This window comes from Streptomyces sp. 3MP-14 (genome assembly GCF_006334905.2).
In the GTDB taxonomy this organism is placed as follows: domain Bacteria; phylum Actinomycetota; class Actinomycetes; order Streptomycetales; family Streptomycetaceae; genus Streptomyces; species Streptomyces triticirhizae.
In genome coordinates, this window is sequence record NZ_VDLZ02000011.1 from 209,604 (window position 1) to 228,184 (window position 18,581).

Here is an 18,581-nt window from a genome sequence, read left to right on the forward strand (position 1 = left end):
GCCCGCAGGGGGCGGGTGTGTGCTGACGGGTCGACTCCGTGGAGCGGTAAGCGTGCCCGGGGGCGCAACGATGACCGGGCGGACGGCCGCTGAGCGGGCGGGCGTTGTCGTCCTGGATGTCCGCCCGAGCGGAGCGGCCCTGGCGCGCGTAGTCCGGGGTGAGGAGCGCGTGGCGGGGCCGGCCGGGGCGCCGCATCCGACTCGGCGCGGCCACGCTCCGCGTGCATCCCGCCCGGCGCTTGAACGTTGCGCGCCGGTGGCTGCCGAGGCACCCTGCGGGCCGGCGGCTCCTGGCGTCCATACCGCGTGAGCTTCCGTCCGCCCGGTGCGGAGTCGGTGTCCCGGGCACGCCGTCGTCCCTGCGGCATCTCGCCCCCGAGGGCGCTCCGGGGACCCCCAAGCGGGAGTTGGCGCCCGGCGCGCGGCGTTCGGTCGCGTCAGCGCAGCGCCCACCGACGTGACGCCGCCTCCGGCGGGTGAGCTCCCTGACCGTGGGCGCTTTGCCCCCGTGGGGAACGTTGCCCGGCGGTTGGGCGGTCCGCCCCGGTGTGGGGCGCTGCCCGGGGCGAGCGCCTTCGCCGGGCGGGCGCGCCGCCCCCGGCGGGCGGATGTCCCTGTGACCGTGGGTGTGCCGCCCCAGGGCGCGCTGCCTCCGGTGGGTGAGCCCCCTGACCGTGGGCACCTCGCACCGTGGGGAACGTTGCCCGGTGGCTTGGGGAGCCCAGCCCGGTGTGGGGTGCCGCCCAGGGGCGAGTGCCCCCGTCGCTGGCGCGCCGCCTCCGGTGGGTGAGTCCCCTGACCGTGGGCGCCTTGCCCCCGTGGGGAACGTTGCCCGGTGGCGGTCCGGTCCGATGGGGAACGTTGCCCGGTGGCGGTCCGGTCCGATGGGGAACGTTGTCTGGTGGCCGGGTGGTCCGCCCCCGTGTGGGGCGACGCCAGGGGCGAGCGCCGTCGCCGCGTGCGCCGCCCCCGGTGGGTGGAGGCCCCCGACCGCGGGCGTGCCGTGGCACCCGCGCGCCGCGCGGGCTCAGGGCCCTCAGCCGCAGGGCCTCCCGGCGTGTGGCGTCCCCGCGCCGCGCAGCGCCAACGCCTCCCGGCGGGCGGACGGCCGACGGGTGGTAGCCCAACGGCGCGCGAGGGGGCGGGTGGGTGGGGGAAAAACCCCCGGCAAGGGGCTGGCTGGCTCAGCGGGCGCGGCCGAAGAAGTCGAAGCCGGCGGTGCGTTGGGGCGGGGGCTGGAGCGCCTGGGGCTCGGGCGCGGGGCGGAGGGCCTCGCGCTCCGCGCGTTGGCGGGCCACGTGCCGGGAGAGGTGGCTCAGCGCCTCGTACGCCTGCCGGTAGGTGAGCGGCGTCGGGGCGCCGCCCGCCGTGCGGTGGTCGGCGGCCCTGGCCGGCAGCGCCTTCGCCGGCTCGGCGGCCTCCAGGGCCAACAGCCGCCGACCCTCCAGGGCCTTGGCCCGTTCGCTCTCCGCCGTGGCGTAGCGGCGCAGCAGCGCCGCGTGTTCCGAGCGGAGCTTCCCCAACTCGGCGCGCTTGTCGGTGACCTTGGCCTCCAGGGTGGCGACGAGTTCCTGCGCCTCCTCCAGTTCGGCCTGCCGCTCCTCGACCTTCCAGGCGAGGCCGGCCCGGCCGGCGCGTTCGCGCGCGACCTGGCGGCCGGCCGCCAGGTCCCAGCGGCGGAGCGCCACGGCCGCGGCCACGGCGGCCAGCGCGGCCACGGCGGTCAACGAGCGCAGGATCAGCGCCTCCTCGTCACCGACGAGCCAGGCCGCGCCGGCGCTGGCGAGCGCGAGCGCGGCCAGCGAGGCGGGAAGCAGCACCCTGTGCAGCGCCTGCTTGCGGTGACGTCCACGTGCCATGGTCGCAACCTACCGTGGCGCGAAGGGCGCGCGGGAGGGTGACCGGCGGGTTGTGCCCGGTCGGTTATCCGGGATCGGGGCGGCGGGTCGGGCCCGCGCGCGCCGGGCGCGGGCCCGTGGGCGTCACTCGCTGACGAGCCCCTGCTCGACCAGGTAGGCCTGGGCGACGTCCTCCGCCTTCTCGCGCTCGGAGACCACCGCGCGGGTCATCTCCCGCAGTTGGTCGGTGGTGAGGGTCGCGGTCAGCTCCTCCAGCGCGGCGATGGCGTCCTGCTCCTCGCCGAGGCTGTCGGTGTTGAGGACCGGCAGCAGGTTGTCCGCCTGCTGGAGGTTCTGGTCGTCCTCCAGGGTCACCAGGCCGAAGTCCCCCAGCACGGCGTCCGTCGTGGAGGTCAGCGCCATCTCGGCCTCGCCGCGCTCGACGGCCTGCTTGCTCTGCACGGTGCCGACGCCGAGCGGGACGATCTCGGTGATGTCGATGCCGTAGGTGTTCTCCAACCCCGGTTCGCAGAACGGCCGCTGGGGGCAGTCCTCGCCGGCGGCCAGCCGGATCGGCTCGCCGAGTTCACCCAGATCGGTGAGGGTGGTCAGGTCGTTCTCCGTCGCGAACTCCTCGGAGACGGCGAACGCGTTCTGGATGGCGGCCTCGCCCGCGTCCAGCACGGTCAGGCCCCTGGGCTCGGCCAGCTCGCGGAGCGCGGCCACGGTCGGCTCGACGTCGGCGGAGGCGACGGGCTCGGCGTCCGGGCCGTTGAAGTCGGTGTTGAGGAACTCGGCCAGCGTCGCCGCGTACTCGGGGACGACGTCGATGCCGCCGTTCTCCAGCTCGGGCTCGTACAGCTCGCGGCTGTCGACGTTGGTGATGGAGACGGAGTAGCCGGCCTCCTCCAGCACGCCGGCGTACAGCTCGGCCATCAGCGTCGCCTCGGTGAAGCTGGCGCCGCCGACGGTCACCGAGCCCTTGTCGCCGCTGCCCTCGGAGCCGGAGCCGCCGGATTCGTTCTCCTCCAGGCTCTCCCCGCCGCAGGCGGTGAGGGCGAGGGTGAGGGCGGCGAGCCCGGCGAGGGTGAGCCGGGCGCGGCGGGCCGCGCCGGTGGTGGGTGTCGCGGTCACGTGGTCTCCATCTCAGGTGTGGTCGTGGCCGGGCGGTGGGACGCCGTGGGCCGTTCGTTCTCGGGCGCTGGCCGGTTCGGGCGGCGGTGGGGGTCGGTCAGCCGCTGGAGCAGCGCGAGCGCGCCCTCCACCAGCAGGGCCAGGCCGGCGACCAGGACGGCGCCGGCGAAGACCTGCGCCGTGTTGTTGGTGTCGAAGCCGGCGGTGATGATCCGGCCGAGGCCGCCGCCGCCGGCCAGCGCGGCGAGCGACGCGGTGGCCACCAGCTGCACCGCCGCCGTGCGGAGCCCCGTCATCAACAGCGGGTAGGCGAGCGGGAGTTCCACCCGGAACAGCAGTTGGAACGGGGACATGCCCATGCCCCTGGCGGCCTCCACCACGTCCCGGTCGGCCTCGGCGATCCCGACGTAGGCGTTGGTGAGCAGCGGCGGCACCCCGAAGAGGACCAGGGCGATGATGGTGGGGGCGTCCCCGTGTTCGCCGACCGGGCTGATGGTGAGCAGCACCAGCACCGCGAAGGTGGGGACGGCGCGGCCGGCGTTGGAGATGTTGATGGCCAGCGCGCCGCCGAACCGCCGCCCGCCGCCGTGCCCGAGCCAGGCGGCCAGGGGCAGCGCGACGGCGGCCGAGATCAGCAGGCAGAGGCCGGTGAGCTGGAGGTGCTCGGTCAGCCGCTGCCACACGCCGCCCCGTCCCGACCAGTGGTCGGCGGTGGTCAGCCACGCCCAGGCGTCGACGATCGCGTTCATCAGCGCGTTCCCTCCCCGGGCCTCACGCCGTGGCCCGCTGGTCGAGGACCGTGTCGCGCACCTCGGCGCCGGCCGCCCTGCGGGCCCTGCGGCCGCCGCCGGCGGCCCTGGTCCACGGGGTGAGCAGGCGCTGGAGCCCGAGCAGCAGCAGGTCGGCGGCGATGGCCAGCAGCACGCAGAGCACCGAGGCGGTCAGCACCTGGGCTTTGAAGTAGCTGTCCATCGCGGAGTAGATCAGGTTCCCCAGGCCGCCGTTGTCCACGATGGCGCCGACGGTGGTCAGCGAGACCGCCGAGACGGTGGCGATCCGCAGGCCGGCCATCAACGCCGGGAGCGCCAGCGGCAGTTCGACGGTGAACAGCAGCCGGGCCCGGCCGTAGCCCAGGCCGACGGCCGCCTCGCGCGCCTCGGCCGGCACCGAGCGGAGGCCGGTGAGGACGTTGCGCACCAGGATGGTCAGCGAGTACAGCACCAGGCCGCAGATCACCAGCGAGACCGAGATCCCGAAGATCGGCAGCAGCAGCGCGTACATGGCGAGCGTGGGGATGGTGTAGAGCACGGTGGTGGCGCCGAGGATGCCGGCGGAGGCCAGCCGCCACCGGCGGGCCAGCAGGGCCAGCGGGAACGCGAGGAGCACCGCGATGCCCACCGAGGTGGCCGTGATCACCACATGGTCGATGGTGGCCTCGGTCAACTCGTCACTGCGACTGCGCAGATACTCTCCGCAGATCCAGTCGTTGGCCGCCAGACAGCTCTGGGCGGTTGCCGCACTCATGTTCCAGCACCCTAGACGGTTAACCTGACAGAATCATGAACATGTTGCGGTTCGAACACGTCTCCAAGCGCTATCCCAACGGCACGGTGGCCGTGGACGACCTCGACTTCGAGGTTGCCGAGGGTGAGTTGGTCACGCTGGTCGGCCCGTCCGGCTGTGGCAAGACGACCACGATGAAGCTGGTCAACCGGCTGGAGGAGCCCACATCCGGCCGCATCCTGCTCGCCGGCGAGGACATCGCCGGCGTCGACCCGGTGAAGCTGCGGCGCCGGATCGGCTATGTGATCCAGCAGGTCGGCCTCTTCCCGCACCGCACCGTGCTCGACAACACCGCGACCGTGCCCGTGCTGCTGGGCCGGGGCCGGAAGGCCGCCCGGCAGCGCGCCGCCGAGCTGCTCGAACTGGTCGGCCTGGACCCGGCCGTCTACGGCGGCCGCTACCCCGACCAGCTCTCCGGCGGGCAGCGGCAGCGCGTCGGGGTGGCCAGGGCGCTGGCCGCCGACCCGCCGGTGCTGCTGATGGACGAGCCGTTCGGCGCGGTGGACCCGGTGGTGCGGGAGCGGCTCCAGAACGAGTTCCTGCGGCTTCAGCGCGAGGTCCGCAAGACGGTGCTCTTCGTCACCCACGACATCGAGGAGGCCGTGCGGCTCGGCGACCGGATCGCGGTCTTCGGCCAGGGCCGGGTCGAGCAGTACGACTCCCCGGCCGCCGTGTTGGGCGCGCCGGCCACGGACTACGTCGCCTCGTTCGTCGGCAGCGACCGGGGCCTGAAGCGGCTGTCGGTGACCCCGGTGGAGCGCGGCGACCTGGAGCAGCCGCCCGTGGTGCACCTGTCCGACGCGATGGCCACCGCCCAGGAGCGGATGCGGGCCGAGGGCGTGCGCTGGGCCGTGGTGCTGGACGAGAACGACGTGCTGCACGGCTGGGTCTCGGTGGCGGAACGGTCCGGTCCGGTGAGCGGCACGGTGGCGGAGCACGCGCGACGGATGGACGCGTGGCTGCCGTTGGGCTCCTCGCTGAAGAGCGCGTTCGCCACGATGCTCCAGTACGACGCCGGCTGGATAGCGGTGTTGGACGAGGAGGACCGGCTGTTGGGCGTGCTCACGCCGACCACGCTGCACGAGGCGCTGCGGCGTTCCATCGACGCCGACACCCGCTCGGTGGAGCGGGCCGAGGTGGAGCTGGAGTCGGTCAGCGGGGCCTGAGGCCCGGGCCGTTCGGAACGAGGGCGCGTTGGGGACGAGGGCCCGTTGGGGACGAGGGCCCGTTCGGAACGAGGGCCCGTTGGGCACGAGCGCCCCCGCGGCACGCTGATCAGATCGGGGAGCGCATCGGGCCGCCCGGCTCGTCGTCGTCGCCGTCCCCGTCCGGCAGCCGGCAGACCCGCTCCAGATAGAGCGCGGCGGCGACCACCGCGACGCCGGCGACCACCGCGAGCCCGGCGTAGAGCGCCTGGTCCCTGCGGTTGGGCACCTCCATGCGCTCCAGCAGCAGGAACAGCCCGAACCCGCCGTACGCCCCGGCCACCAGCGCCGACACCAGGCCGCTGGCCTGCCCGAAGACCACGGCCCTGGCCGCGCTCAGCCGGTCGACGGGCCGGGCGTCGGGCCGCCGTTCGCGCAGCGCGCGCAGCCGGGAGCGCAGCGAGAGCGCCGTGGCCAGCAGCACGGCGGCGATCAGCGCCAGGATCACGGGTGCGAAGAGGGGAACGGCCGGCAGCGTGTTGCCCATCGAGTCCCACAGTCCGGCCCCCGCCCAGCACAGGCCGAACGCGGCGGCGAACAGCCCCGCCAGCGTCCCGATCCGCAGTTGGTTCACCGCTCCGCTCGCCCCTCGTCCATGTCGTTCCTCTGCCGCGCCCCGGCCCCGACGGCGCGCCCCCGAAAGCCGAGCCGGGTCCCCTAGTCGGGGAGCACCAGCGTCAGGTCGTCGCGGAGGCGCACGCCCGCCCGCTCGACCGTCGGCAGCAGCTCCCGCAGCGGCCCGTGCCCGGGAACCTCGGCCCCCGGCTCGACATCGTGCCACGGCACCAGGACGAAGGCCCGCTCGTGGGCCCGGGGATGGGGCAGGGTGAGCGCCGGCTCGGCCGAGGTCACGCCCTGGTAGGAGACGATGTCCACGTCCAGGGTGCGCGGCCCCCACCGCACGTCGCGCACCCGCTCGAACGCCTCCTCGATGGCCTGCGCCCGCTCCAGCAGCGAGGACGGCGGCAGGGTGGTCTTCACCAGGACCACGGCGTTGAAGTAGTCGGGCTGTTCGCCCTCGGGGACGCCGACGGGGCTGGTCTCGTAGATGCGCGACACGGCCTTGACCCGGACGCCCGGGGTGTCCTCCAGCGCGTCGACGGCGCCCTGGAGGTTCTCCAGCCGGTTGCCCAGGTTGGCGCCGATGGAGAGCACGGCGCGCTTGGGGTTGTGCAGCGTGGAGTCGGCGGCATCGACCTGTCGGACCACGGAGGCGGGCACCGGCTGCACGGTCGGGTCGGGGGAGGAGGCGGCGTTGCTGGGGGTCATGCTCGGCTCCGGTTGATGGTGATGGTCACGTCGTCGAAGGGCACGGTGATCGGGGCCCGGGGCTTGTGCACTGTGACGGTGACCTCGGCCACCGCCGGGTGCGTCAGGCACTGGTCGGCGAGCCGCTGGGCCAGGGTCTCCAGCAGGTCGCAGGGCTCGCCGGCGACGATGGCGACGATCTGTTCGGCCACGACCCCGTAGTCCACGGTCAGTTCGAGCGCGTCGTCGGCGGCGGCCGGCCCGGTGTCGACGCCGAGGTCCACGTCCACCACGAAGGGCTGCCCCTCGGCGCGTTCGCTGGGGAGGACCCCGTGGTGGCCCTGGGCGCGCACTCCGCGCAGCGCGATGCGGTCCACGGTGCTCACTCCCTCTCTCGTACTCGCGGTCTCGTGTTCAAGCGGTCTCGCGTTCTCGTTGTGCTCGTGTGTTCGTGTGCTCGCTGTGCTCGGGACCTCGCCGAGGCGTCCGTTCGTTCGCCCGCCGCCGGTCCTGGGCCGCCCGTTCGGGGGCTGCCCGTACGGGTGCTCCCCGTCCGAGGGTTCGAATCTACCCGCGACGGGCGGGCGCTCCGCCGGAGCCCGGCGGCCGGCACGGGGGACAGCGCTCGGCCCTGCCCGCCCTGTTCCCCACCGGGGCGGCCGGGACGCCTGGTTCCGGGCCGTCGAACGCCGGTGAACGCCGGTTTCGCGGGGACCACCGGCGCCTACCCTGGTGCCATGAGCATCTCGCATGGCCAGGTGACAGGGCTGCCCCGCTGGGACCGCTGTGCGGTGATGGGGGTGGTCAACGTCACACCGGACTCGTTCTCCGACGGCGGTCGGTGGTTCGATCCGGAGTCGGCGGTCAAACGCGGGCTCGATCTGGTGGCCGAGGGCGCCGACCTGATCGACGTCGGCGGGGAGTCGACCCGCCCGGGGGCCACCCGGGTGGACGAGGCGGAGGAGCTGCGCCGGGTGGTGCCGGTGGTGCGCGAGCTGGTGGACCGGGGCGCGCTGGTCAGCGTGGACACCACGCGGGCCTCGGTGGCCGAGCGCGCGATCGAGGCCGGCGCCCGGCTGGTCAACGACGTCAGCGGCGGCCGGGCCGACCCGGCGATGGTGCCGCTAGTCGCCGAACGCGCCGTGCCCTTCGTGGTGATGCACTGGCGCGGGCGGAGCCTCGACATGAACGAGCGGGCCGTCTACGCCGACGTGGTCGGCGAGGTGATCGCCGAGCTGCGGGAGAGCGTCGAGGGCGCCGTCGGCGGCGGGATCGCCCCGGAACGGCTGGTGGTCGACCCAGGACTGGGCTTCGCCAAGCGGGCCGAGCAGGACCTGACGCTGCTGGCCGCGCTCGGCCGGCTCCGCGCCGAGCTGCCGTTCCCGCTGCTGGTCGCGGCCTCCCGCAAGAGGTTCCTCGGGCGGGTGCTGGCCGGCCCCGACGGCACGCCGCCGCCCGCGCGGGAGCGGGACGCCGCGACGGCGGCGGTGTCCGCGCTGGCGGCGGCGGCTGGCGCGTGGGCGGTGCGGGTACACGAGGCACGGGCCAGCGCGGACGCCGTCCGGGTGGCCCGGGCCATCGAAGAGGCGAACAGCCGGGCGGTCGACGGCGGGGAGGGAGCGGCATGACCGGAGCGAGCACCGACATCGAGGCGGTCGCGGCGGCCAACACGGCGCTCTACGACGCGATCGAACGGGGCGACCTGGACGCCCTGACGGAGCGTTGGCTGATGGACGACATCAGCGTGGTGCACCCGGGCTGGCCGGTGATCAACGGCCGGGCCGAGGTGCTGCGTTCCTACGCGCTGATCATGGCCAACACCGACTACATCCAGTTCTTCCTCACCGATGTCGAGGTGTCGGTGGTGGGCGACACGGCGCTGGTGACCTGCACCGAGAACATCCTCAGCGGCGGGCCCTCGGAGGCGGAGGGCGAAGTGGGGCCGCTGGTCGGCGGGTTGGTGGTGGCCACCAACGTCTTCCGCCGGGCCGAGGACGGCGAGTGGCGGGTCTGGTCGCACCACGGCTCGCCGGTGCTGATCGACCAGGACGACGCCGACGACGAGGACGACGCCGACGGCGAGAGCGTGCCGCCCGACGACCGCGAGGAGGGCGGCGGCGGGCTGACCGGGATCGGCTGACCACCGGTCAGTGGTCCCTGGGTCGTTCTGCCGGACCCGAGCTTCCCTTCCGGGCGCCCTGCTGGTTGGATGCGGAACGAAAGAACGGTATCGGGGGCTGATCGGACGGGAGTTCCGCGTGGCACGGGCGGAGGAACGCATGGCGTTCGGGGGGAACGACGGCGGGGCCGGCCTGACCGAGCGGGAAAAGCCGGCGGAAATCCGGGCCAACCAGCCCGAGAAGGACCGGGAGAAGAAGCGCGGCAAGGACGGGGGCGGGCCTCCGAAGCGTTATCACCTGATCACTCCGACGGACTGGTTCCGCATCCCGCTGCGGTCGGAGACCAAGCGGAACAGGGCCATTCAGATCCTGGTGGACATGGCCTATCCCAACCGGGACGAATTCGCCGTGAAACGGCACGAGTTGCGTGAGCTGCTGACCGACGTCACCCAAAGCGCGGCCCAACGCGACGCCATCGAGATCTATCTGGCCACCCAGGCGGAACTCGGCATTCCGATCCCGGCCAGCCTCATGGTGACGGCCGAGCCCGAGAACCCGGCGATGCCCCAGCAGTTGCCCACGTCCCTGCTGGCCGACGGCATCAGGGACCGCTACCAGGGCGCGGCCGAGGTGACCGTGGTCACCCTTCCCTCGGGCGAGGCGGTGCGCAGCCGCCGGGAGGAACTCAGCGAGGACTCAAGGGAACTGGGACAGAGTAAAGAGCGTCCCAACACCTTGCTGGAGTTCTACCTGCCGGTGCCCCGCTCCACCGCGTGGCTGGTGCTCACGTTCAGCGCACCGCTGAAGGAGCTGGCGGACGCCCAGGTCCAGATGTTCGACGCCATTGCCGCTTCTTTCCGGTGGTCCGAGTAACGACCGACCGGGCCCCGTATCCAGGAGGAGGGGGAATGTCCGACCTTGACATCACCGTGGACGAAGTCCGCGAACTCGGCCAGACGCTGCGTCTGGTGGCGACGGAGTTCGAGAACTCCGAGGACATCGCGTCCGAGTATGCCGACGAGGTGAGCCACCGCGATCTCGCACACGAACTTGAGGAGTTCGCGGAGAACTGGCGAATACACCGCAACAAACTGATGGACGGCCTGAGAACGCTGGCCGAACACGCCACCCAGGCCGCCGAGGGCTATGACGGCATCGAGACCGAGCTGGCCAACGCGCTCCAGGGGGGTGGCAACGGGTGAGCAGCCGACCGACGGACTGGCAGCCGTTGACCTCGGACGGCAGCGACCCGATCCCCGGCGACTGGGAGATGGTCCAGGAGGCGGCGGCGCGCTACCGGCGCACCGCCGACGCGATCCAGCGGGCCAAGGAACTGCTGGAGGACGTCAGCGACAGCGAGAGCGGCTGGCAGTCCGAGGCCGGCACCGCCTTCCGCGAGAAGTCGACCGAGGTCTCCGACGACGTGTGGAAGGCGTGGGGCCGCTATGACGCGGCGGCCAACGCGCTGGCCGGCTACTGGCCCGAGTTGCAGGACGCGCAGACCGAGAGCCTGACGCTGCGCACCGAGGCCATCGAGGTCCAGGAGCAGATCAACAGCCTCACCGGCCGGATCGACGGCGCCCGGCAGGACGCGGACGCCGCCTCGGACTCCGAGGCCGACGACGCCGAGGACCGCGAGGAGGAGGCCAACCGGCAGGTCGAGAGCCTTCAGGGGCAACTCGACTTCCAGGAAGGCGAGTTGTCGCGGCTGCGCGGCCGGCTGGCGGAGATCGTCGAGGCCAAGGACCAGGCCGCCCAGCGGGCCGCCGACGCGATCGGCGACTTCATCGGCGGCGACGGCCTCAAGGACGGCTTCTGGGACCGGGTCGGCGAGGTCCTCGACGCGATCAAGAACGTGCTGATCGTGATCGGCGAGTGGGCGGGCAGGATCGCCGCGATCTGCGGGGTCCTCGCGCTGCTGGTGAGTTGGATACCCGTGATCGGCCAGGCGCTGGCCGGCATCCTGGGCACCATCGCGCTGGTGGCGAGCATCTTCTCCATGGTGGGCAACGCCCTCCAGGGCAAGTGGCTGAACTTCGCCCTCGACCTGGTCGGCATCCTCACCTTCGGCATCGGCCGCGCCATCGGCCCCGCGCTCTCCTCGGCGGGCGGCGCCGCGCGGTTCAGCGCGTTCCGCAACGTGATGCGGATCTCCACCGGCAACCGCGCCGCGCGCAACGCGATCGCCGCCGGCGTGGTCGGCGACGGCGCGACGCTGGCCGGCCGCGCGGGCACCGCGTTCACCCGCCCCTCGGGCCTGCTCGGCTGGGGCCGCTCCGCGTTCGGCGGGCTCGGCACCGAAATGGCCGGCAACCTGCGGGTGTTGGGCAGCGGCGCCAACTGGGGCCAGGGCTTCTCGCAGGGCATCGCTGGGCTGCGGAACATCCCCAGCACCTTCGCCGAGGCCGGCGCGCTGCGCAGCTTCCAGGGCGGCGCCATGCAGTTCTTCGGCATGGGCGAGGCGGCCGGCGACGCGCTGGCGCTGGGCCGCGCGGCCAACGCCGGCGCCGACGTGGGCGGCCTGGGCGCCTCGGGCGCGATCGCCGGCGGGTCGGCGGCGGCGGGCGCCGCTTCCGGCAACTACGGTCTCTTCGGCGTGGAGGGTGTCGACTCCCTCTGGAACTGGCCGGGGCTCTCCGAGGGCGACCACCCGATGGTCGGCGACTACACCGCGCCCGGCGACTTCACCTACGACGAGAGTGAGGCCATGGTCCGATGAACACGGCGCCGCCGGTCGTCTTCCCGGCGCAGCGTCCCCTGACCCGCTGGGGGGTGCTGCGCCGGGCCCGGATCACCGTCGAGAACGGCCAGTTGGTGGTGCGCACCCACTCCGGTGCGCACGCCTGGCCGGTCGGCCCGGGGGGCGTCGCCTCGGCGATCCACCTCCCGGGGCGGCTCTGCCCGGCCGCGTCCCGCACCGGCTGGGGCGACGCGAGCAAGGGGACGATCGACAAGTTCGGTGGCTGTCTCCATCTGCTGGACGGCGCGGGGCAGGCGGTGGCCTGCCTGGCGCCCAGCGACTGGGTGACGACCGGCGGCAGACCCGCCACGCTGGACCGGCCGGACGCCCGCCCCACCACCAACCTGGACCCCGGGGCCGGCGCCGACTACCTGGAACGCTCCGGACTCGGCGACCTGCTGCGCCAGGCCGGCGTTCCCGTGCACACGGCGCCGGACGGCCAGGAGCCGCCGCGCGCACCGAAGTTCGCCGGTCCGCTGCGGCCTGGGCCGCGCGCGGCGGCGTCGACCTGGCTGGTGCCCTCGTTCGCCCTGCTGATACTGGTGTTCTTCTCCTGGGCGCCCACCAACGCCGAGGCGCGCAACATCGTCGCCTCGGTGCCCTTCCTGGTGACCGCCCTCGTCTGCTTCGGCACGGCCGCGCTGAGCGGCCTGGCCGGTCAGCGGGCCGGACGCACCACGGCCGCCGCCGAGTTGAAGCCGAGCCCCGGCGTCCCCGTCACCCGGGCGTTCCTCGACCGCAGCGCGCTGCGGCTCACCGCCGAGGCCGTCGAACTGCGCACCGCACAGAACGAGTTGCGGCTCATCCCGCCGCCGGCCGACCCGGTCAACGGGGTGCGGGAGGCCGTGGTGTTCGAGGACGCGGGACGCCCCTGGGGCGTGGCGCTCGCCGACGCCCGGGGAACGGTGCACGCGTTCCTGCACTGGGACACCTGGTTCGCCGGCGACCCCCAGTTCGTCGGGCTGAGCGACTTCTGCCAGCGCGCCGGACTCGGCCTGCGCCGCCAGCGCTTGGCCCCGTTCCCCGCCGGCGAGGGCGAGGACCGGGCGGCCCGCCCGTGGCGGACCGGCGACTACGGCATGGACCAACGCTCCGCCTACGGCTCGTTCGTGCCGGGCGTCCTCGCCGGCGGACTGTTCCTGGTGCTCTTCTTCGGCCTGTTCGTCTGGGACGTCGAGTGGACCCCGTTCTTCCCCGTCCTCGGCGCCGCGTTCGCCATCGGGGTCCTCCCGTACGTGGTCAGGGGCGCCTACCGGAAGTGGACGCTCAACAGGCTGGTCCAGCCGCAGGCGGTGGGCGGCTTCGAGCGCTCCGGCGGCTCGCGATTCGACAAGCAGGGAGGGGCGACGCCGTGAGCGACGCGACCGACATATCCATGGCGAAGCCGACGACCCGTTGGCTCGCCTCCTTCGAGCACCCCGAGGAGTTCTGGCACGCGCTGGAGATGGCGGAGGAGGACGCGGCCGAGCAGGTCGCGCAGGCCGTCGCCGACCGGGGAGGGGAGTACAGCCAGGACTACGCGGAGGCCGTCTACCCGGAGATCAAGGCGATCTGGGAGGGCGCGTTGGAGCGCGAGGCGTCGCCCGTCGCCGTCTACGTTCCCCCCGAGCCGCTGAACTCCCGCCCCCTGGTGCCGGTCACCGCGTTCTGCGCGCCGGTGCCCACCCCGCCGGCCGGCAGCACTGTGCAGACCATGGCCCAACTCGCCGCCCAGCCGCAGCCCTACCGCTACCGCGAGCCGGGCATCAGCCTCGTCGAGCTGCCGGCCGGGCCCGCCTGCCGGGTGCACGAGCTGATCCTCAACGAGCCCGGCGACGACGGCCGTCGGGTCATGGTCGAGTACGTCTCCTTCTATGTGGTGCCCCCCGGCTACGACCGGGGGTTCGTCGAGCTGACCGTCACCTGGCCGAGCCCCACGCTGGGCGTCGAGATGGTGGAGACCGCCGACGACATCGCCAACACGCTCCTTCTCAGCCCCCAGTGAGCCAGCCCCCAGTGAAGCAGCCCTCCGTGAAGCTGCCCCGAAGCCCTGGAGTTCGTCATGACCAACACCGAGCCTGAGTACGTCTTCGACCAGGTTCAGATCGGCAAGGGCCTCAAGCCCCTGGCGCAGCACGGCTTCGTGCTGGTGGACCGGGGAACGCTGACCCTGCTCGGCTCCGACCGGCAGCACATCGACGGCGGACCGCTGAACCAGATCGCCGCGAAGAAGGTGAAGTTCACCGGCGGCAAGACCGTCTCGCTGACGTTGAACGGCACCAAGTACAACGTCTCGCCCGGCTGGGGTGCCCGGGGCGTCTTCGTGCTGCCCGGCGACACCGGCCATGTGAAGACGGCGGCCGAGGCCCTGCTCCGCCTCATCGCCCTCGGCGGCGGCCAGGCGGGCTGAACGCGACAACGCTCCTGTGGGGCGGGCGGGTTGGGCGGGCTGGTCCTGACGGCCCTCAGCCCGCCCCGCCGGCCGGCCGGGCCGTCAGCCACCGGTCGGGCGCCGCGGTGCGGCGGCCCAGGCGGGAGCGTTCCGCCTGCCGGGCCACCTCGTCGGTGACGTACGCGGCGTCCTGGAGCCGGGCGGTCGCGGTGCCGCCGGCGCCCTGGTCGACATGGATCGAGGCCAGCCCCAGCCGCCGCTCCCACGGCCCCTGGGTCAGCCGGACGCTCTGCACCTTGGCGTGCGGCACCAGGATGTGCGTGCGGCGCAGCCGGCCGCGCCGGGCCACGAACACCGCGTCCGTCACGCCGTGCCCGTAGCCGACCCGCCACACCGGCACCGCCCAACGCGCCCGCCGGGGCGCCGGGTTGACGGCGCCCAGGGTCTGGTCCAGGTCCACCTCGGGCAGGATGCGGCCGAGCAGCGCCCGCACCGTCTCGCGGGTGGCGACCGGCAGCAGCAGCCCGCCCTCGTTGCCCTCGCCGGCCACGTCCAACTGGACCCGCAGCCAGCCGCGCGGCCGCCACAGCAGCGGCTCCACGATCTTCACCGCCTGCACCCGGCCCGGCGGCACCGTGGCGTGGTCGCGCTGGAGCAGGCCGTGGTCCAGGCGCAGCCCGTCGGGCGACTCGCTGACCGTCCAGCCGTACTGGGTGAGGAACGCGCCCAGGCTGCCGCGCCAGATCGCCGCCAGCAGCGGCAGCAGCACCGCGAGGGCCGGCAGCACGCTGTCCGTCGCCAGCCAGATCAGCGGGGTGACCAGCAGCGCGCCCAACAGCGCGCCCCAGCCGCTGCCCAGCAGCGCCAGCGACCAGCCCAGCATCCGGGCGTCCACCTGGTGCAGCTCACGCGCCGGCGCCTCGCCCGCGCTGGACGCGGCCTCCGGCGCGATCCCGGCGGCGCGGGCGAGGAGTTCGGCGCGCAGCTCGGTCGCCTCGCGCTCGGCGAGGAACGCCAGCTCGTCGGCCGAGCCCGAGCCGACCACGTCCATCTTGAGCTTGGCCACCCCGAACGCCCTGGCCAGCAGCGGCCGCGAGATGTCGATGGCCTGGATGCGGTCCAGCCGCAGGTGCGCGGTGCGGCGGAACAACAGGCCGGTGCGGATGCGGAGTTCGGTGTCGGTCACGAGATAGCGGGTGACCCGCCAGGAGAGGTAGCCGTAGAGGGTGGCGCCCAGCACCAGCACCGCCACGATGAGCAGCAGCCAGCCCAGCCCGGCGCCCTCGGCCTGGTCGCGCACCTCGGCCGCGTTCTGCAACGCGACGGCGAACAGCCCGGCCAGCGGCGCCCAGGCCCGCCGCCAGGGGGTGAGCGGGTGCAGCCGCTTGCCCTGCCCGACGGGGATCTCCGGCCCGTTCCCGCTCTCCGCCGGGGCGTTCTCCCGACCCTCCTCGGCGGTGCCGGGCGAGCGGTCCGCCGGCCCGTTCACAGCCCGGCCGATCGCGCTTCGCCCAGCTCGGTCAGCCGGTCCCGCAGCCGCTCCGCCTCCGCCGGGGCCAGCCCGGGGATGGCGGCGTCCGTCGCGGCGGCCGCCGTGTGCAGTTGCAGCCTGGCCAGCCCGAACCGCCGCTCCAGCGGCCCCGAGGTGACCTCGACCAGCTGCATCCGGCCGTAGGGCACCACCGTCAGCTGCTGCCAGAGCACGCCCCGGCTGATCAACAGGTCGTCGTCCCGCTCCAGATAGCGCCACGAGCGCCAGTTCCGCGCGAGCGCCCACCAGCCCCAGCCGCCGGCGGCCAGCACCGGCAGCGCCAGCAGCGCCCACAGCGGCGCGCCGAGCAGCGGCGGCAGCACCGCGCCGACCAGCGCCAACGGGCCCAGCCAACAGACCAGCAGCAGCCGGCGCAGCGAGAGCACCCCCGCCTCGATGGGCCGCCAGCGGTCGTCGGCCATCCCGGGCCCGCCGCCGGACCCAGGTCCCCGTACCACCGTGTCCATGTCGGAAAGCTTAAGTCGGAACGCCCGGAACGTGACGCGCGTCGCTTCGCCCCGGGCCGAGACGTTCCCCGGGGGCGAATGACAGACTGGCCGGCATGGCGGAGACCGGGACGGCTCAGACGGGAACGGCGGCGGCGTTCGACGGGGTCACGGCGGCCACCCACACCACGGTCGGGGTCGGCGGCGCGGCCGAGAGCACCGACATGGTGCTCAACATCGGCCCCCAACACCCGTCGACCCACGGGGTGTTGCGGCTGCGGCTGGTGCTCGACGGGGAGCGGATCTCCGAGGCGGAGCCGATCGTCGGCTATATGCACCGGGGCGCGGAGAAGCTCTTCGAGGTGCGCGACTACCGCCAGATCGTGGTGCTCGCCAACCGGCACGACTGGCTGTCCGCGTTCGCCAACGAACTGGGCGTGGTGCTGGCCGTCGAGCGGATGCTGGGCATGGAGGTGCCGGAGCGCGCCGTGTGGCTGCGCACCCTGCTGGCCGAGTTGAACCGGGTGCTCAACCACCTGATGTTCCTCGGCTCCTACCCGCTGGAGCTGGGCGGGCTGACGCCGATCTTCTATGCCTTCACCGAGCGGGAGAGCCTCCAGCGGGTGATGGAGGAGGTCTCCGGCGGCCGGATGCACTACATGTTCAACCGGGTCGGCGGCCTCAAGGACGAGCTGCCCGCCGGCTGGACCGGCCGGGCCAGGACGGCGGTGGCCGAGGTCCGTGCCGGGCTGCCGCGGATCTCCGAACTGGTCCTGGGCAACGAGGTGTTCCGGGCCCGCACCCGGGGCGTCGGCGTGCTGCGGCCCGAGGTGGCGCGCGCCTACGGCGTCACCGGGCCGATCGCCAGGGCCAGCGGCGTGGACTTCGACCTGCGGCGCGACGAGCCGTATCTGGCCTATGGCGAACTGTCCGAAACGCTGCGGGTGGTGACCCGGACGGCGGGCGACTGCCTGGCCCGCTTCGAGGTGTTGCTGGAGCAGACGAGCAACTCCCTGGACCTGGCCGACGCCTGCCTCGACCGGCTGGCGGAGCTGCCGCCGGGCCCGGTCAACCAGCGGCTGCCCAAGGTGCTCAAGGCCCCCGAGGGCGCCACCTATGCCTGGACGGAGAACCCGCTGGGCGTCAACGGCTACTACCTGGTCTCCAAGGGCGAGAAGACGCCGCACCGGCTGAAGCTGCGCTCGGCGTCGTTCAACAACATCCAGGCGCTGCGCGAGCTGCTGCCCGGCACGCTGGTCGCGGACATGGTGGCGATCCTCGGCTCGTTCTTCTTCGTGGTCGGCGACATCGACAAGTAGCCGACCCGTTCACCCGGCCGGGCCGCGCGGGTCACAACGGCGAGGCCACGCCCACCGGTTGCAGCAGCCAGCCGAAGCCGCCCAGGCCGCCCGGGTCGGTCAGCTCGGCCGCCTCGCCGGCCTCGGCCAGGGCGCGCACATAGCCCGCCGGGTCGGTGCGCGCCCGCTCCCACGGCGGACGCGCCCCCCGCACGCCCAGCGCGCGCAACGCCGCACGCTGGCTGAGCATCCGCGCGCCGGGGCGCACGGCAGCGCAGGAGTCCAACGCGACATGCGCCGTCAGATCGCACCGCCCGTCCGGCACCGGCGGCACCGCGCGCCCGTGCCGGTAACCGGTCAACGTGCCGCCGGCCGGCCGGTCGGCGGCGGTGTGCGCGTAGTCCACGGCCACCGCCAGCCCCCGCGCCAGCGTGGCCACCGCGCCCGCCCAGGCCGCGTCCCTGGTCAGCCCGATCTCGGCCCGTTCCCCCGGCTGCCCGGACAGCGGCCACCAGCGCCGCAGCCACGCCTCCTCGGCCGTCGTGAGCGGCGGCCCGAGCCGTTCCACGCCGGCCCCGTCCCCGTTCTCTTCCCCGGTCTCGTCCCCGTCCCCGTCGGTCAGGTCCACCAGCACCCGCCGCGCCACGCCCGCCGCGTCGGTCTCGGCCACCTCCAACGGCACGTTGTCCAGCCACTCGTTGGCGAAGAGCAGCCCCACCGTTCCCTCGGGCGGCGTCGCGCGCCAGGTCACGCGCGGGTCGAGCCCGGCCGGCCGGTCGGCCAGCTCCACGGCGAACGGCCGCAGCCGGCCGGCCAGTTCGGGCGGCGCGGCCGCCAACACGCCGGTCAGCAGCTCGCCGCGCCCCGCGCCAAGGTCCACCAGCGCCAGCTCGGCCGGGTGGTCCAGCGCCGCGTCCACCCTGGTCAGAAGTTCGACGACGGCCCGCGCGAAGAGCGGCGACGCGTGCACCGAGGTTCTGAAGTGCGCGGCCGGCGGCTGCTCGCGGTAGAAGCCGCCCGGCCCGTAGAGGGCGCGCTCCATCGCCGCGCCCCAGCCCCGCGCGGGGGTGTGCCCTGCCATCCCCGG

The 18,581-nt window shown here is 73.9% G+C and carries 20 protein-coding genes; 10 read left to right on the plus strand and 10 right to left on the minus strand.

Going from position 1 to position 18,581, the window contains the following annotated elements; translation table 11 throughout:
• Positions 1 to 1,184 precede the first annotated feature (1,184 nt).
• The 4 genes from FH609_RS19535 to FH609_RS19550 form a co-directional block, all read right to left on the minus strand.
• On the minus strand, positions 1,185 to 1,859 hold the full coding sequence (locus tag FH609_RS19535) for a hypothetical protein (RefSeq protein ID WP_139669790.1): 675 nt from the start codon (positions 1,857 to 1,859) through the stop codon (positions 1,185 to 1,187).
• A 123-nt stretch (positions 1,860 to 1,982) separates the two neighbouring features.
• Positions 1,983 to 2,972 (minus strand): ABC transporter substrate-binding protein, encoded by a 990-nt coding sequence (locus FH609_RS19540; protein ID WP_139669792.1) that lies wholly within the window; start codon positions 2,970 to 2,972, stop codon positions 1,983 to 1,985.
• The gene (locus tag FH609_RS19545) at positions 2,969 to 3,721 is read right to left on the minus strand and encodes an ABC transporter permease (RefSeq protein WP_139669794.1); all 753 of its coding nucleotides are present in this window, start codon (positions 3,719 to 3,721) and stop codon (positions 2,969 to 2,971) included. The genes FH609_RS19540 and FH609_RS19545 overlap by 4 nt, the downstream gene beginning before the upstream one ends.
• Positions 3,722 to 3,743: 22 nt before the next feature.
• Positions 3,744 to 4,496, minus strand: a complete 753-nt coding sequence (locus FH609_RS19550) for an ABC transporter permease (protein WP_139669796.1) — start codon at positions 4,494 to 4,496, stop codon at positions 3,744 to 3,746.
• Between the two features lie 41 nt (positions 4,497 to 4,537).
• Between FH609_RS19550 and FH609_RS19555 the strand changes: the two genes are divergently transcribed.
• Positions 4,538 to 5,701, plus strand: a complete 1,164-nt coding sequence (locus tag FH609_RS19555) for an ABC transporter ATP-binding protein (RefSeq protein ID WP_139669798.1) — start codon at positions 4,538 to 4,540, stop codon at positions 5,699 to 5,701.
• Between the two features lie 109 nt (positions 5,702 to 5,810).
• Here FH609_RS19555 and FH609_RS19560 read toward each other — a convergent pair whose 3' ends face one another.
• The 3 genes from FH609_RS19560 to folB form a co-directional block, all read right to left on the minus strand.
• Positions 5,811 to 6,314 carry a DUF3180 domain-containing protein gene (locus tag FH609_RS19560; RefSeq protein WP_139669800.1) on the minus strand — a complete coding sequence of 168 codons (504 nt, stop codon included), beginning with the start codon at positions 6,312 to 6,314 and terminating at the stop codon, positions 5,811 to 5,813.
• Positions 6,315 to 6,397: 83 nt separating this feature from the next.
• Positions 6,398 to 7,009: a 2-amino-4-hydroxy-6-hydroxymethyldihydropteridine diphosphokinase gene (folK, locus tag FH609_RS19565; RefSeq protein ID WP_139669802.1), complete on the minus strand. Its 612-nt coding sequence runs from the start codon at positions 7,007 to 7,009 to the stop codon at positions 6,398 to 6,400.
• Positions 7,006 to 7,365 (minus strand): dihydroneopterin aldolase, encoded by a 360-nt coding sequence (gene folB / locus FH609_RS19570; protein WP_139669915.1) that lies wholly within the window; start codon positions 7,363 to 7,365, stop codon positions 7,006 to 7,008. The genes folK and folB overlap by 4 nt, the downstream gene beginning before the upstream one ends.
• Positions 7,366 to 7,725: 360 nt before the next feature.
• On the opposite strand from folB, the gene folP reads away from it, so the two are divergent.
• The 8 genes from folP to FH609_RS19610 all read left to right on the plus strand — a co-directional run bounded on the left by folP (position 7,726) and on the right by FH609_RS19610 (position 14,237).
• A complete protein-coding gene (gene folP / locus FH609_RS19575) occupies positions 7,726 to 8,616 on the plus strand; it encodes a dihydropteroate synthase (protein WP_193317966.1) in 891 nt (296 codons plus the stop codon).
• A complete protein-coding gene (locus FH609_RS19580) occupies positions 8,613 to 9,128 on the plus strand; it encodes a nuclear transport factor 2 family protein (protein ID WP_139669804.1) in 516 nt (171 codons plus the stop codon). The genes folP and FH609_RS19580 overlap by 4 nt, the downstream gene beginning before the upstream one ends.
• 118 nt (positions 9,129 to 9,246) lie before the next feature.
• Complete coding sequence (locus FH609_RS19585) at positions 9,247 to 9,981, plus strand: hypothetical protein (protein ID WP_139669806.1); 735 nt, start codon at positions 9,247 to 9,249, stop codon at positions 9,979 to 9,981.
• Positions 9,982 to 10,016: 35 nt separating this feature from the next.
• Complete coding sequence (locus tag FH609_RS19590) at positions 10,017 to 10,310, plus strand: type VII secretion target (RefSeq protein ID WP_122183666.1); 294 nt, start codon at positions 10,017 to 10,019, stop codon at positions 10,308 to 10,310.
• The gene (locus tag FH609_RS31165) at positions 10,307 to 11,827 is read left to right on the plus strand and encodes an ATP-binding protein (protein ID WP_193317967.1); all 1,521 of its coding nucleotides are present in this window, start codon (positions 10,307 to 10,309) and stop codon (positions 11,825 to 11,827) included. The genes FH609_RS19590 and FH609_RS31165 overlap by 4 nt, the downstream gene beginning before the upstream one ends.
• Positions 11,824 to 13,203, plus strand: a complete 1,380-nt coding sequence (locus FH609_RS19600; RefSeq protein ID WP_139669808.1) for a hypothetical protein — start codon at positions 11,824 to 11,826, stop codon at positions 13,201 to 13,203. The genes FH609_RS31165 and FH609_RS19600 overlap by 4 nt, the downstream gene beginning before the upstream one ends.
• On the plus strand, positions 13,200 to 13,832 hold the full coding sequence (locus FH609_RS19605) for a hypothetical protein (RefSeq protein WP_139669810.1): 633 nt from the start codon (positions 13,200 to 13,202) through the stop codon (positions 13,830 to 13,832). The genes FH609_RS19600 and FH609_RS19605 overlap by 4 nt, the downstream gene beginning before the upstream one ends.
• Before the next feature lie 57 nt (positions 13,833 to 13,889).
• Positions 13,890 to 14,237, plus strand: a complete 348-nt coding sequence (locus tag FH609_RS19610) for a hypothetical protein (protein WP_139669812.1) — start codon at positions 13,890 to 13,892, stop codon at positions 14,235 to 14,237.
• Positions 14,238 to 14,292: 55 nt separating this feature from the next.
• Here FH609_RS19610 and FH609_RS19615 read toward each other — a convergent pair whose 3' ends face one another.
• On the minus strand, positions 14,293 to 15,708 hold the full coding sequence (locus tag FH609_RS19615; RefSeq protein WP_226961815.1) for a PH domain-containing protein: 1,416 nt from the start codon (positions 15,706 to 15,708) through the stop codon (positions 14,293 to 14,295).
• Complete coding sequence (locus tag FH609_RS19620) at positions 15,705 to 16,217, minus strand: PH domain-containing protein (protein WP_193317968.1); 513 nt, start codon at positions 16,215 to 16,217, stop codon at positions 15,705 to 15,707. Before FH609_RS19620 ends, FH609_RS19615 begins: the two co-directional genes overlap by 4 nt.
• A 203-nt stretch (positions 16,218 to 16,420) precedes the next feature.
• Here FH609_RS19620 and FH609_RS19625 point away from each other — a divergent pair, with 203 nt between their 5' ends.
• Positions 16,421 to 17,515: an NADH-quinone oxidoreductase subunit D gene (locus tag FH609_RS19625; RefSeq protein ID WP_226961824.1), complete on the plus strand. Its 1,095-nt coding sequence runs from the start codon at positions 16,421 to 16,423 to the stop codon at positions 17,513 to 17,515.
• Between the two features lie 31 nt (positions 17,516 to 17,546).
• Here FH609_RS19625 and FH609_RS19630 read toward each other — a convergent pair whose 3' ends face one another.
• Positions 17,547 to 18,575, minus strand: coding sequence for an SAM-dependent methyltransferase (locus FH609_RS19630; protein WP_139669816.1), 1,029 nt, complete (start codon positions 18,573 to 18,575; stop codon positions 17,547 to 17,549).
• Between the last annotated feature and the right edge of the window lie 6 nt (positions 18,576 to 18,581).

Excerpts from the sequence above, each read along its gene's own strand:
- FH609_RS19535 (WP_139669790.1), bottom strand. The coding sequence starts at position 1,859 with ATGGCACGTGGACGTCACCGCAAGCAGGCGCTGCACAGGGTGCTGCTT.
- FH609_RS19545 (WP_139669794.1), bottom strand. The coding sequence starts at position 3,721 with ATGAACGCGATCGTCGACGCCTGGGCGTGGCTGACCACCGCCGACCAC.
- FH609_RS19550 (WP_139669796.1), bottom strand. The coding sequence starts at position 4,496 with ATGAGTGCGGCAACCGCCCAGAGCTGTCTGGCGGCCAACGACTGGATC.
- FH609_RS19555 (WP_139669798.1), top strand. The coding sequence starts at position 4,538 with ATGTTGCGGTTCGAACACGTCTCCAAGCGCTATCCCAACGGCACGGTG.
- folK (WP_139669802.1), bottom strand. The coding sequence starts at position 7,009 with ATGACCCCCAGCAACGCCGCCTCCTCCCCCGACCCGACCGTGCAGCCG.
- folP (WP_193317966.1), top strand. The coding sequence starts at position 7,726 with ATGAGCATCTCGCATGGCCAGGTGACAGGGCTGCCCCGCTGGGACCGC.
- FH609_RS19580 (WP_139669804.1), top strand. The coding sequence starts at position 8,613 with ATGACCGGAGCGAGCACCGACATCGAGGCGGTCGCGGCGGCCAACACG.
- FH609_RS19590 (WP_122183666.1), top strand. The coding sequence starts at position 10,017 with ATGTCCGACCTTGACATCACCGTGGACGAAGTCCGCGAACTCGGCCAG.
- FH609_RS19600 (WP_139669808.1), top strand. The coding sequence starts at position 11,824 with ATGAACACGGCGCCGCCGGTCGTCTTCCCGGCGCAGCGTCCCCTGACC.
- FH609_RS19610 (WP_139669812.1), top strand. The coding sequence starts at position 13,890 with ATGACCAACACCGAGCCTGAGTACGTCTTCGACCAGGTTCAGATCGGC.
- FH609_RS19620 (WP_193317968.1), bottom strand. The coding sequence starts at position 16,217 with ATGGACACGGTGGTACGGGGACCTGGGTCCGGCGGCGGGCCCGGGATG.
- FH609_RS19625 (WP_226961824.1), top strand. The coding sequence starts at position 16,421 with ATGGTGCTCAACATCGGCCCCCAACACCCGTCGACCCACGGGGTGTTG.
- FH609_RS19630 (WP_139669816.1), bottom strand. The coding sequence starts at position 18,575 with ATGGCAGGGCACACCCCCGCGCGGGGCTGGGGCGCGGCGATGGAGCGC.